General features: G+C 59.3%; 11 protein-coding genes. 4 read left to right on the top strand and 7 right to left on the bottom strand.

Annotation, left to right across the window (positions count from 1 at the left end; all coding sequences use genetic code 11):
- The first annotated feature begins 131 nt into the window (after positions 1 to 131).
- Positions 132 to 623, top strand: coding sequence for a Dps family protein (locus tag GSQ93_RS22315; protein ID WP_031357483.1), 492 nt, complete (start codon positions 132 to 134; stop codon positions 621 to 623).
- A 230-nt stretch (positions 624 to 853) separates the two neighbouring features.
- Positions 854 to 1714, top strand: a complete 861-nt coding sequence (ubiA, locus tag GSQ93_RS22310) for a 4-hydroxybenzoate octaprenyltransferase (protein ID WP_158937813.1) — start codon at positions 854 to 856, stop codon at positions 1712 to 1714.
- Between the two features lie 188 nt (positions 1715 to 1902).
- Here the strand turns inward: ubiA and proC are convergent, their stop codons facing one another.
- The 6 genes from proC to GSQ93_RS22280 all read right to left on the bottom strand — a co-directional run bounded on the left by proC (position 1903) and on the right by GSQ93_RS22280 (position 9138).
- Entirely contained in the window at positions 1903 to 2715 is an 813-nt protein-coding gene (proC, locus tag GSQ93_RS22305) for a pyrroline-5-carboxylate reductase (protein ID WP_158937812.1), read from the bottom strand.
- Between the two features lie 26 nt (positions 2716 to 2741).
- Positions 2742 to 3446, bottom strand: a complete 705-nt coding sequence (locus GSQ93_RS22300; RefSeq protein WP_158937811.1) for a YggS family pyridoxal phosphate-dependent enzyme — start codon at positions 3444 to 3446, stop codon at positions 2742 to 2744.
- 81 nt (positions 3447 to 3527) lie between these two features.
- Positions 3528 to 4754 (bottom strand): glycolate oxidase subunit GlcF, encoded by a 1227-nt coding sequence (gene glcF, locus GSQ93_RS22295; protein WP_158937810.1) that lies wholly within the window; start codon positions 4752 to 4754, stop codon positions 3528 to 3530.
- Between the two features lie 16 nt (positions 4755 to 4770).
- Positions 4771 to 5859 (bottom strand): glycolate oxidase subunit GlcE, encoded by a 1089-nt coding sequence (gene glcE, locus GSQ93_RS22290; protein WP_158937809.1) that lies wholly within the window; start codon positions 5857 to 5859, stop codon positions 4771 to 4773.
- 179 nt (positions 5860 to 6038) lie between these two features.
- Positions 6039 to 7532 carry an FAD-linked oxidase C-terminal domain-containing protein gene (locus tag GSQ93_RS22285; protein WP_158937808.1) on the bottom strand — a complete coding sequence of 498 codons (1494 nt, stop codon included), beginning with the start codon at positions 7530 to 7532 and terminating at the stop codon, positions 6039 to 6041.
- Between the two features lie 190 nt (positions 7533 to 7722).
- Complete coding sequence (locus tag GSQ93_RS22280) at positions 7723 to 9138, bottom strand: FAD-binding oxidoreductase (protein WP_158937807.1); 1416 nt, start codon at positions 9136 to 9138, stop codon at positions 7723 to 7725.
- A 205-nt stretch (positions 9139 to 9343) separates the two neighbouring features.
- Between GSQ93_RS22280 and GSQ93_RS22275 the strand changes: the two genes are divergently transcribed.
- On the top strand, positions 9344 to 9895 hold the full coding sequence (locus GSQ93_RS22275; protein ID WP_158937835.1) for a cob(I)yrinic acid a,c-diamide adenosyltransferase: 552 nt from the start codon (positions 9344 to 9346) through the stop codon (positions 9893 to 9895).
- A 137-nt stretch (positions 9896 to 10032) separates the two neighbouring features.
- Positions 10033 to 11235 carry an NO-inducible flavohemoprotein gene (hmpA, locus tag GSQ93_RS22270; RefSeq protein ID WP_158937806.1) on the top strand — a complete coding sequence of 401 codons (1203 nt, stop codon included), beginning with the start codon at positions 10033 to 10035 and terminating at the stop codon, positions 11233 to 11235.
- An 869-nt stretch (positions 11236 to 12104) separates the two neighbouring features.
- On the opposite strand, the gene aroG is transcribed toward hmpA, so the two are convergent.
- Complete coding sequence (gene aroG / locus GSQ93_RS22265; RefSeq protein ID WP_158937805.1) at positions 12105 to 13178, bottom strand: 3-deoxy-7-phosphoheptulonate synthase AroG; 1074 nt, start codon at positions 13176 to 13178, stop codon at positions 12105 to 12107.
- Positions 13179 to 13608 lie beyond the last annotated feature (430 nt).

Raw genomic sequence — 13608 nt, 5'->3', positions numbered from 1 at the left:
ATACCCCCTCTGACCCGCCTCTATGGCGGGTCGCGCCGCGTTTCTAAGATAAACTGACGAACGCTCGGCAGCCCCGGCAGCAGCTTTAACCGGGGCGCCCGCACCGTTCGTATCACTCTCACGGAGTCACTATGGCGAAGAAAATCGCATCACCGGCTGTGAACATCGGTATCAGCGACAAAGACCGCAAGAAGATTGCCGATGGTTTGTCGCATCTATTGGCCGATACCTACACGCTTTATTTGAAGACCCATAATTTTCACTGGAACGTCACGGGGCCGATGTTCAACACCCTCCATTTGATGTTCGAAGGGCAATACACGGAACTCGCGCTGGCGGTTGATTCGATCGCTGAACGCATTCGCGCGCTGGGCGTGTACGCGCCGGGTAGCTATCGTGAGTTTGCGAAGCTGTCGTCCATTCCGGAAGCCGATGGCATTCCCGTCGCCGAAGAAATGATTCGCCAGTTGGTGGAAGGGCAGGAAGCGGTCGTGCGCACGGCGCGCGCGATTTTCCCGCTCACCGATAGCGCCAACGACGAACCGACGGCTGATCTGTTGACACAGCGCATGCAGATTCATGAGAAGACCGCGTGGATGTTGCGCGCGATGCTGGGACAGTAAGATTTTGAAGTTGATCGCCACGGATTGATCGGGCGATTGGAAAAGCCCCGTGTTCGACGAATGCGGGGCTTTTGGTTTTTTGGGGTTTCGGGTCTTTATGCGGATGCGGTTTATAGCGCCGTTTTCAGCGATGCGATCAGACCCGTCCGCACCGGCGAAAACCGAAAACAAGCCGTTTGGTTCGTCTGCCTTAAAATACGGTCACCGCTATTCGCCGTCGCCCATTCGCCATGCTCGCTCGCCTTCCGCTGTATCTCCGCCTCGTCCGGATGGACAAGCCCATTGGCAGCTTACTGTTGCTGTGGCCGACGCTCAATGCGCTGTGGATTGCATCGAGCGGTCGTCCATCGCCGATGCTCTTGCTGATCTTCGTGCTCGGCACGCTGCTGATGCGCTCGGCGGGTTGCGCGATCAACGACTACGCAGATCGTGACTTCGATAAACACGTGAAGCGCACCGAAAATCGCCCGATCACGTCCGGCAAGATTGCTGCATGGGAAGCGGTGGCGCTGGCGGTGGTTTTATCGGCAATAGCGTTCTTGCTGATCCTGCCGCTCAACACGCTGACGAAAGAGCTCTCGGTGTTTGCGCTTTTTGTCGCGGGAAGTTACCCCTTCACCAAGCGGTTTTTCGCGATCCCTCAGGCGTATCTGGGCATCGCATTCGGCTTCGGCATTCCGATGGCCTTCGCCGCCGTGCAGGACCACGTGCCGCCGCTCGCGTGGATCATGCTCGCCGCGAACGTGTTCTGGTCGGTCGCCTACGACACTGAATACGCGATGGTCGATCGTGACGACGACATCAAGATTGGAATACGCACATCCGCGCTGACGTTTGGACGCTTCGATGTGCTGGCCATCATGCTGTGTTATGCCGTGACGCTCGGGATTTACGTGTGGATTGGCATGACCTTGGCGTTCGGCTTGGTGTACTGGATCGGCTGGGCGGCGGCGGTGGCCTGCGCGATCTATCACTACACGCTGATCAAGAACCGCGAGCGCATGCCGTGCTTCGTCGCGTTCAAACATAACAACTGGCTCGGCGGCGTTCTGTTCGCCGGCATTGCGGCGCATTACGCGTTCATGCGGTAAGGCAATTCAACTCAACAGGCGCTTGAATTGTTTCAAGTCGGTTGCATTCGCACGACGCCAGGATTTCTTCGCGCGGAGCCGAGCAACGCAAGGACGCTAACGCGAGCGCGTCTGACCGGTAGCCTGACCGATAAGTCCGGTCACAAGAAGCCACGACCCTCGTGGCTTTTCTCATCGATCGGACCGACTCAAGCCTTCCCCAACTCCACGCCCATTTCCTTCGCCCGCGCATCCGCCGCCAACGCGCCACGGACGATCGCATCCTTCACGCCTTGGGCATCGAAGGAAGCTAAAGCTGCGGCCGTTGTGCCACCCTTCGATGTCACGCGCTCCCGCAACACACTCGCCGGTTCACCCGATTGCGCCGCGAGCTGAGCCGCGCCGGTGAACGTAGCCACCGCGAGCGCGCGCCCTTGCTCTTCGTCCATGCCGAGCTGCCGCGCGGCTTCCTGCATCGCTTCGATGAAGTAGAACACGTACGCCGGGCCGCTGCCAGAAATGGCGGTGACCGCGTCGATCTTCGTTTCGTCGTCGAACCAGACGATTTCACCCACCGCTTCCAATACCTTCGATGCCAGCGCCTTCGCTGCATCATCGACACCCGGCAACGCGGCCAACCCCGTCACGCCCATGCCGATCAACGCGGGCGTATTCGGCATCGTGCGCACGATCTGCGTGTAGCCGCCGAGCCAGCGCGACAAATCGGCGGCGCGAATGCCCGCTGCAATACTGATCACCAGTTGCTTCGACAAAACCGGTTGCAAGGCTGCAGCCACGTCCTTCAACACCTGCGGTTTGACGGCAAGCAGGATGGCGTCATAGTCCGCCAGCTTCGAATCGATCGCCTCGCCTGTCGTAATACCGAACTGCTTGTCAACGCGCTGCCTGGCTTCTTCGCCGGGATCGACAACGTACAGATCCGCCGGCGCGACGCCGCGCTTGATCAACCCGCCAACGAGCGCCGACGCCATGTTGCCGCCACCGATAAATGCAATTTTCATGATGAAGTAGAAGTGGTCGAGAAGAATTAATGGGAATAATCGCGGGCGCCGAAGATCGCCGTGCCAATACGAACCATGGTCGAGCCTTCAAGAATGGCGGCTTCAATATCCGCCGACATCCCCATGGAAAGCGTGTCGAGTTCGAGTCCGTCCGCGCGCAACGTGTCCATGATTTCACGCAGACGCCGATGCGGCGCGCGTTGTTCATCGAGCGTGCCGGCCGGTTCGGGAATCGCCATCAAGCCGCGTAACCTGAGCTTCGGAAGAGCGGCAATGGCGCGCGCAAGCGCCAGCGTTTCGTCGGGCGTCACGCCACTTTTCGATGCCTCTCCGCTGACATTCACTTGCAGGCAGATATTAAGCGCAGCCATGTTGTCGCCACGCTGATCGGACAAACGCTCGGCAATCTTTAGCCGATCCACCGAATGCACCCAGTCGAAATTCTCGGCAACTACCTTCGTCTTGTTCGACTGCAACGGTCCGATGAAATGCCACTCGACCTCGCTGCGCAAATCCGCCAGCTCGCTTATTTTCGCGACCGCTTCCTGTACGTAGTTTTCGCCGAACGCGCGTTGTCCGGCGTCGAAGGCAGCGCGGACGTCCTCGGCAGGAAAAGTTTTCGATACCGCGAGCAACGTGACCGAGGACGCGTCGCGCGAGGCATCCGCCGCCGCTTTGGCGATCCGCTGACGGACTTCGTCGAGGTGACGGGCTACATGAGAGGAAGACATGGAATCGGACGCCGCATATCGAGTAAGCAGAGTGCCGATTATACGGACGCGGCGCCACGATTCAGCCAACGCCCGCCAGCGTTAGCCATACAGCAGATGTTCGACCAGTTGAATCCAGTGCACGACGGGCGTGGACGTGCCGCTTTGCAAATGCGCGATACAGCCCACATTGGCCGAGACGATCATCTGCGGCTCGAGCTTGTCGAGCGCATCGAGTTTCTGGTCGCGCAATGCGTACGAGAGTTTGGGCTGCAGCACCGAGTACGTTCCAGCCGAGCCGCAGCACAAGTGGTTATCGGCGGGAAGATGCACTTCGATGCCCAACGCTGTCAGCAAGTTTTCCACGTGACCGCGGATCTGCTGGCCATGCTGCAGCGTGCACGGCGGGTGGAACGCGACGGTGTGCACGGCGCGACGCCTCGCCATCGCGGTTAGTTCGTCCTCGTATTGCGGCAGGATTTCCGACAAGTCTCGCGTCAGGTCCACGATCCGTGCGGCCTTCTCTGCGTAGACCGGGTCATTGCGCAGCAAATGCGCGTATTCCTTCACCGTCGCGCCGCAACCGGACGCGTTCATCACGATCGCTTCCACGCCGTTTTCGACATACGGCCACCACGCGTCGATGTTGTTGCGCACGTCGTCCAGCGCTTCATCGTTGTAGCCGAGATGCAGGCGGATCGCGCCGCAACAGCCCGCGCCCGGTGCGGTCAGGATCTGGATGCCTAATGCATCGAACACTCTTGCAGTCGCTATGTTGACGTTCGGCATCATGGCTGGCTGAACGCAGCCGGCGAGCATCAGCATCGTGCGCTCATGCGTGCCGGTTGGCGGTTCGAGCGGCCGTTGTGCGACCGGAATCTTGGTCCGCAAGGCTTTGGGCAACAGAGGCCGGAACTGCTGGCCGAGTTTCATCGCGGGCGTGAAAAGCTTGCTGTTCGGCAGGAAGTTGGCGAGGAGTTTGCGTTGTACACGCTGGCCGAACGGCCGCTCCACTTTTTCTTCCACGACCTTCCGGCCAATCTCCACCAGCCGTCCATACTGCACGCCTGATGGGCACGTAGTTTCGCAATTGCGGCACGTGAGGCAGCGGTCCAGATGCAGTTGCGTGCTGCGTGTAACGGGCGCGCCTTCCAGCATTTGCTTGATCAGATAGATCCGGCCACGCGGGCCGTCGAGTTCATCGCCCAGTATCTGGTAGGTCGGGCACGTCGCCGTGCAAAATCCGCAATGCACGCACTTGCGCAGAATGGCCTCGGCTTCTTCGCCATCGGCGGTGTCGCGCATGAAGTCGGCGAGGTTGGTTTGCATTGCGTGTGTCTTCAGTTCAGAAGTCGGGGTAGAGGCGGCCGCGATTGAAAACGCTCGCGGGATCGAATGCAGCTTTCAGGCCACGATGAATCTTCATCAACGGGGCGGGCAAGGGCGTGAAGACGCCTGCGTTGCGGTCATACACCGCGCCCGATCGGAAGATGGTCGCGTGGCCACCGGCCTGCTTGGCGCTGATGCGCACGGTTTGCGGATCGGCGTCGGTGATCCACCAGCGTTGCGCGCCGCCCCATTCCATCAGATGCGGGCCGGGAAGATGCATCGGCTCGGCAATCGATGGCAGCGACAGCCGCCACAAAGCGGACTTCGGCGGGATGACGGCGAAAAACGGATCGGATTGCTCGCGCAAACCGCACCAGAAACGCTCGGCTTCGACCGCGTCCACCACTTCGCCGCCCAACGATGTCCGCGCTGCTTTCACCGCCGCTTCCGCGCCACCCAGGCGCAGCGCGAGCGTGTGGTCGCGCCACGCACTGCCGGTCAATGGCAACGGATGGCCGCTCCACTCGTTGAGCTTGCGCACGGCATCCGTGTCGTTCATTTCGAACTTGAGCGTGGCTTCGGCGACAGGTTTCGGCAGCACTTTCACCGATACTTCCAGGATCAGCCCCAGCGTGCCGAGCGAACCGGCAAGCAGCCGCGAGACGTCGTAGCCCGCCACGTTCTTCACGACCTGACCGCCGAAATGCAGCACCTGGCCCTGGCCGTTCATCACCACGGCGCCGAGCACGAAGTCGCGCGGCGCGCCGGCCGCGGCGCGCCGCGGGCCGGCGAGTCCGGCTGCAATACAGCCGCCGAGCGTGGCGTTTGGGCCGAAGTGCGGGGGTTCGAACGGCAGCATCTGACCGCATTCGTCCAGCCGCGCTTCGATCTCGCTGAGCGGCGTGCCGGCTTTCGCGGTGATCACGAGTTCGGCCGGGTCATATTCGATAATCCCGCGATGCGCCCGCGTATCGACTATCTCGCCTTGCAGCGTCTGCCCGTACCAGTCCTTCGTGCCGCCGCCGCGAATCCGTAGCGGCGTGTTGCTTGCCGTCGCGGCGCGTACACGCTCGGACCAGCTCGCAACAATGTCTTCCTCTGTCATGGTGTCCCGCGTTTTATGGCTCTTGGGTCAGTGTATCGGCGTGTTCCCACACGGCCACTCGTATAAACGTGGATACCTATGCGGACTTGAACGGGTTTGAACGCCTGGAACCACCGCCGATGCCTGAAAGGGACGTCTATCTACACGCAACGTTTACAAGCATCGCCTAAACACGCCGTTTAAAAGCGCGGTATCTCGGGATGCGGCAGCAAGCCGCCGCGAATATGCATTTTCCCGTACTCGGCGCAGCGCGCGCGCGTCGGGATGCCTTTGTCGGGATTCAGCAGGCCGGGAGCATCGAAGGCACGTTTTATCGCGTGAAACGTATCGCGTTCTTCGGGCGAAAACTGGACGCACATGGAGTTGATCTTTTCGATACCCACGCCATGCTCGCCCGTCACCGTGCCGCCCAATTCCACGCACGTTTCCAGGATGTCCGAACCGAATGCCTCGGCCCGATGCCATTCGTCGAGATCGTTGCCGTTGAAAAGAATCAGCGGATGCATGTTGCCGTCGCCGGCATGGAAAACGTTCATGCAACGCAGTGCGTACTTTTTTTCCATCTCTTCAATACGCGCCAGGAGCGGCCCGATCTGGCGGCGCGGCACGGTGCCGTCCATGCAGTAATAATCAGGCGAGATACGGCCGGCAGCCGGAAAGGCGTTCTTGCGGCCGGACCAGAATTTCAGCCGTTCTGCTTCCGAGCGCGAAATCTGGATGCGATTCGCGCCGAATTCGCGCAGCACGGCCGTCATCCGCACGATTTCCTCCATGACTTCGTCGTGCGTGCCGTCCGATTCGCAGAGCAGGATGGCCTTCGCGTCGAGGTCGTAGCCCGCTTTCACGAACTCTTCCACGGCGCGTGTCGCGGGCTTATCCATCATTTCGAGCCCGGCGGGAATGATGCCGGCCGCGATGATCGCGGCGACCGCGTTGCCGCCTTTGACGACGTCGTCGAAGCTCGCCATGATCACCTGGGCCGTTTGCGGCTTCGGGATCAGCTTGACGGTGATTTCGGTGACGATGGCAAACATGCCTTCACTGCCGATCAACACGGCCAGCAGGTCGAGCCCAGGCGCGTCTAACCCAAGCGAACCGAATTCAAGGATGTCGCCTTCCATCGATACCGCGCGCACCCGCATCACGTTATGACACGTGAGGCCGTACTTGAGACAGTGGACGCCGCCGGAATTCTCGCTGACATTTCCGCCGATCGTGCAGGCAATCTGCGATGACGGATCGGGCGCGTAGTAGAGCCCAAAGGGCGCCGCGGCTTCCGATATGGCGAGATTGCGCACGCCCGGCTGGACCGTTGCAGTCCGTGCGTACGGGTCAACCTCCACGATCTTGCGAAAGCGCGCAAGCGACACCACGATGCCATGACGGATCGGCATGGCGCCGCCCGACAAGCCCGTGCCGGCGCCACGCGGGACGATAGGCACGTCGAGCCGTGCGCAGATCTGCACGACGCGCTGAACCTGTGCTTCGGTTTCCGGCAACGCGACTGCAAGCGGCAGCCGCCTGTACGCCGCAAGCCCGTCGCATTCGTAAGCGGCCGTGTCTTCCTCGCGATACAGCAGGCAATGCGTCGGCAGCACGGCCATCAACGCCTGGACCACTTCGCGCTGACGTTGCGCCAACACTTCAGGCGTTAGCTCGGCGGGTGCGTTCATGTGTTCTCCCGGCGGTGTTTGTGCTCTCTCTGGAGTATTTCCAAAAAGCAGAGGGTTGATCTTGCACCTGCGCGTGGCTGCCGTCGATCGGGCTAATTACGGGGACGGAGCATGTTTTTGCGCGGGCGCGTTGTTCGCGCCGCGCCGTTGCTCGCGGCTCGGTTATCCCGAATTAATCAACCCCGTTCGATCAAGCGTCGTACGAGAAAATCTTGCCCGGGTTCATCAGGTTTTTCGGGTCGAGCGCATGTTTGATCGAGCGCATCACGCTGATCGCGTCTTCGCCGTGTTCCTCGATCATGAAACCCATCTTGTGCAGTCCGACGCCGTGCTCGCCGGTACAGGTTCCGCCCATGCGCAGCGCGCGCTCCACAATGCGATGGTTGATCCGCTCGGCTTCTTCGAATTCCTCGGGCTTGGCCGGATCGAGCAGCATGGCGACGTGGAAATTGCCGTCGCCGACATGGCCGACGATCGGGCAGGGCAGCGTGCTTACCTTCAGGTCCTGCTCCGTTTCGATCACACATTCGGCCAGCCGCGAGATCGGTACGCAGACGTCGGTTGTTACGGCGCGGCAGCCGGGCTTCAGTTGCAGCATCGCGAAATAGGCGTTGTGACGCGCGTTCCACAGGCGGCTGCGGTCTTCCGGCCGCGTTGCCCATTCGAAATCGGTGCCGTTATTTTGTGCGACGATTTCCTGCACCGTTTCCGCCTGTTCCTTCACGCTGCTTTCCGTGCCGTGGAATTCGAAGAACAACATGGGCGATTCGCGGAACGTGAGGTTCGAATGGCGGTTGATCGCACGCACGGCCAGCGAATCCAGAAACTCGACGCGGGCCACGGGCACGCCCATCTGGATCGTTTCGATGGTGGCGCGCACGGCGTCGCCCATTGATGGAAATGCGCACACCGCCGCCGATACCGCTTCCGGCTGCGGATAAAGCCGCACGGTGATTTCGACGATCACGCCAAGCGTGCCTTCCGAGCCCACGAACAATCGCGTGAGGTCGTATCCGGCCGACGATTTCCGCGCCCGGGTGCCCGTCTTGATGACGCGGCCATCGGCTAACACGACGGTCAAGCCGAGCACGTTCTCGCGCATCGTGCCGTAGCGCACGGCGTTGGTCCCGGACGCACGCGTTGCCGACATTCCGCCAATGCTCGCATCCGCCCCGGGATCGATCGGGAAAAACAGTCCGGTGTCTTTCAGCGCTTCGTTCAACTGCTTACGCGAAATGCCGGGCTGCACGGTGACCGTCAGGTCTTCGGCGTCGATCGACAACACCTGGTTCAAACCCGACATATCGATGGATACACCGCCCTGAACCGCCAGCAAATGACCTTCCAGCGACGACCCGTTGCCATACGGAATGACCGGGACATTGTGTTCGGCGCAGAGCCGGACCACCGTCTGGACCTCTTCCGTGCTAGTCACGAAAACGACCGCGTCAGGCAGTTGCGGATCGAATGGCGATTCGTCGCGGCCGTGGTGTTCGCGGACCGCGGTGGTGGTGGAGACACGTTCGGCAAACGCGGCTTTCAGCGCGTCGAGCAAGGCGGCGGGGAACGTGCGGCGCACGGCGAGCGGTGGGACGGGGTGGTTCACGGCATGTCTCCGGACATCGGTGTGATGGCATTTTGGGATGCACGAAATTTCGCATCGAAATGCGGGAATCGTGCGTTTTATGGTCTCATTTTACGCCGTTAGCCCAGATCGAGCCTGCCTCGAGCCCGCCCGTCGGGCGATGCCCGCACGTTGCCTATAATGAGCACGGATGCTGACCGGCGTTCCGCGCAACCTGGAGAAGATCATGGGCAATCGCCTGAGCAAGATATCGACGCGCACCGGCGACGACGGCACGACCGGCCTCGGCGACGGTAGCCGCGTGCAGAAGGACGACGCACGGATCACGGCGATCGGCGATGTCGATGAACTGAATTCGCAGCTTGGCGTGCTGCTGTGCGAACCGCTGCCGGATGACGTACGCGCCGCGTTGTCGGCCATCCAGCACGATCTCTTCGATCTCGGCGGCGAGCTCTGCATTCCAGGCCATTCGATGATCGAGAAGTCGCATCTGGCTCGTATCGATGAATGGATTGCGGGGTACAACGCGACTTTGCCGCCGCTGAAGGAGTTCATCCTGCCGGGCGGATCGCGCGCGGCGTCGCTCGCGCATGTTGGCCGGACGGTGTGCCGGCGCGCGGAGCGGTCGATTGTCGCGCTAGGCCGGGTGGACAAGATCAACGCGGCGCCGCGGCAGTATGTGAATCGGCTATCCGATTTGCTGTTCGTGCTGGCGCGCGTGTTGAATCGAGTGGATGGTGGAACGGACGTGTTGTGGAACCACGAACGGAAGGTCTAAAAGCGTAGCGCGTGTTCGGCGCAGTTTGCTCTGCTGGACACCACAATCAGCATCGTCTTATATCCCTGCGACAAAACGCGCGGATAAGCAGCTCCTTTAAAGATGTATTATAAATGCATCTTTAAAGGAGCTCATCAATGACAGCCTTGACCGCCGACCAGATTGCCCGTGTAAAAGCCACCGCTCCCGTGCTCGCTGAACATGGCGTGACCATTACTCAACACTTCTACAAGCGGATGTTCATCCACCATCCCGAGTTGAAAAACGTGTTCAACCAGGCGCATCAACAGAGCGCCAGCCAGCCGCAGGCGTTGGCGCGAGCGGTGTACGCGTATGCCGCGAACATCGATAACCTCGGTGCGCTCGGATCGGCCGTCACGCATATCGCGCACAAGCACGCGAGCTTGAATATCCGGCCGGAGCAATATCCGATCGTCGGGGAAAATCTGCTGGCAGCTATATCTGAGGTGCTGGGCGATGCTGTCGATGAACCCACGCTCGACGCCTGGCGAGCCGCTTACGCGCAGCTCGCCGAGATCTTTATCGAAGCGGAAAAGGGGCTGTATGCCCAAGCCGCGTGGAGTGGTTTCCGGCCGTTTGTCGTGTTTCGGCGCGAACAGGAGAGCGACGAGATCACATCGTTTTATTTAAAGCCATCCGATGGCGGTCCGGTCTGCCATTTCGAGCCGGGCCAGTACATCAGCGTGAAGCGATTCGTGAAGGAAATCGGCGTTGACCAGCCGCGTCAATACACGCTTTCCGACGCTCCGAACGGCCAGTGGCTGCGCATTTCGGTGAAGCGCGAATTAGCGCAGGATCTGCCGGCTGGATACGTGTCCAATCTTATGCATGACGGGATGGAAGTCGGCGGGATTGTTGACGTCAGCGCGCCGATGGGCGAGTTCACACTCGACCGGAGCAAGACAACGCCTGTTGTATTGATCAGCGGCGGCGTAGGTATTACGCCGATGGTGTCGATGCTCGCGTCCCTGACCGCTCAGGACACCAAGCGGCAGATATCGTTTGTCCACGCTTGCCGGAATGGCCGCACGCATGCGTTCGGCACATGGCTGGACGCGATTGTCGCAAAACATCCGAACGTGTCGCGGACTGTGTTTTACGAAAAGACTCACGCCGATGACCGCCCAGGAACCGATTTCGACTTCGCGGGACGCCTGGATTTCGCCCGCATAGCCGATAAAACCCTGCTTCCCAACGCCGATTATTATCTTTGCGGCCCCGTGCCCTTCATGCGCGCGCAGCAAGACGCGTTGATGGCCGCGGGGGTATCGAAGGCACGGGTGCGTACCGAGATTTTCGGTTCCGGCGAGGCCGCTTAGCGTTAGCGCGTTCGGGATCAAAGAGAGGGCTGCCGGAAATGGCAGCCCTTCGATTATCAAACCACGCTCAAGTCAATCAGTTCCTCTTCCCGCGTGAAAGACGGATATCTGCCGCTCAGCGAAAAATTATCTGTGATGCCAAGTGTTAAGAACGAGCGTAATTGCCGAAAGTAAAATCGCGAGCAACGACAGTCCGGATGCGAGTATCTGTGTCCAGTAAATGACTTTAACCTGAAGCAGACTTTGATCACCGTCCCAAGATACCTTAAGCCATCCGCTGACTGAGCACGCTGCAAAAAATGAATACGCTGCCGCTGTGAATAACCACAGAGTGTAAAATGCATCATCTTGAAGAAGTGTTTTAAGAGCTAATGTGATCCCTATAATTGATATTCCGCCAATGCATGTCGACAAATGTGCAACACGCCATCGCTCAGTGTCGTCTGCGGTTCCTCTCCGCTTGGAGAGCCCGTGCGGGATGCCTAATAAGGTTCCAGCGCAGAACAAGATAAATCCCAACAAGTAAAAGATCTGTTCGTTCATGGATGTAAGAAAAAATAAAATAATAGCACGATCGTGCGCTTAAATATTATCCATTGCATTTGAGAAAATGTTTTCGAAATTTTTTCTTGCTGATCGGAAATGCAAGCGGTCACCCGTCAAATTGTTTAGGGTCGAATGTCGGGAAATTCCTAGAGGCGACGCCCGATGGTTCGCATTTTTAGAGAATGTATACACAGCGAAAAATTATTATTGAATAACAATTGGCAATATTTTGCTTTCGTATCATTGAATTTTTGTTGGCCAATCAAACAAAAAAGGGCTGCGTAAAACGCAACCCTTTTGGGCATGTCGTCAAACTAAGCCAATCAATTCCCATTCCCCCGCGCCACGCGCCGTTGCTTCACGGCTTCGGCCAACCCTTCGAGCACGTTCAAGCTATCTTCCCAGCCGATACACGCATCCGTGACGCTTTGCCCGTAGGTCAGCTCGCAGCCTTCCTTCAGATCCTGCCGTCCGGCGACCAGATTCGACTCCACCATCACGCCGATGATCCGCTCATCGCCGCCCGCGATCTGCCGGCCGATATCGGCGCACACCGGGATCTGGTTCTCATGCTTCTTCGAACTGTTCGCATGGCTCGCATCGATCATCAGGCGCGCGGCCAGTCCAGCCTTGCTGATGTCGTTGCATGCGGCGTTCACGCTTTCCGCATCGTAGTTCGGCGCTTTGCCGCCGCGCAGAATGATGTGGCAGTCCTCGTTGCCGGCCGTCGATACGATGGCCGAATGGCCGCCCTTCGTCACCGAGAGGAAATGGTGCGGCTGCGATGCTGCCTTGATGGCATCCACGGCGATCTTCACGTTGCCGTCCGTGCCGTTCTTGAAGCCGACCGGGCACGACAATCCCGACGCCAGCTCGCGATGCACTTGCGACTCCGTCGTCCGTGCGCCGATCGCACCCCATGAAATCAGGTCAGCGATGTATTGCGGGCTGATCATGTCGAGGTATTCCGTGCCGGCCGGCAATCCCAGTTCGTTGATTCGCAGTAGCAATTCGCGCGCGGTCCGCAGGCCCTCGTTGATCTTGAAGCTGTTGTCCATGTATGGGTCGTTGATCAGACCTTTCCAGCCGACCGTCGTACGCGGCTTCTCGAAATACACCCGCATCACGATTTCCAGCTCGCCCTCAAAGCGCTTGCGCTGCTCGACAAGACGGCCCGCGTATTCCAAAGCCGCTTTGGTGTCGTGGATGGAGCACGGTCCGACGATCACAATCAGGCGGTCTTCCATACCGTGCAGGATGCGATGCATCGACTGGCGCGAGTTGTAGATCAGGTTCGAAACCGGCTCGGCGCAGGCGAACTCACGGATCAAGTGGGCGGGGGGCGTCAGTTCTTTCAATTCGCGAATTCGGACATCGTCGGTGTTGTGCGGGGGCATGCTGGTTCTCCAGGAACTCGTTTTGGTGCTGTGTTCGTTGGTCGTTACGTCCGACAGATCAGGACAGCGCAAAAAATCATCAAAAAAAGCGGGCATAAAAAAACCGCCAGGCTACGCTGGCGGTTTTTCGGGAAACTTGGGTTCTACACAAACGACTCACCCCTCTCGATCCGCCAGCGGCTTGAGATGCCAAAAAAAGTAAAAATAAAACTTGGCGGACATGATGGTTTAGGTCTTTTGCTAAAAATTGAACGTCTGGCTTTATAACCCTAAACACGCGCGGTTGGCAAGTTGTCAGCCGCAAGAATGCGGAAAATCCGCGTTACGGGGGTAAATTCCGCAGTAAATGTGAGCCGAAGATGCGGTTTTCCCGCGCGGCGTGCTCGTATGTCTCACAATGCGCGGCGCGGGAAATTCACGGCTAAATGGC

This window comes from Burkholderia sp. S171, assembly GCF_009766085.1.
Classification (GTDB): domain Bacteria; phylum Pseudomonadota; class Gammaproteobacteria; order Burkholderiales; family Burkholderiaceae; genus Caballeronia.
Note: the sequence above shows the minus strand (reverse complement) of the source record. Positions and strands in the feature narration are given on the sequence as shown.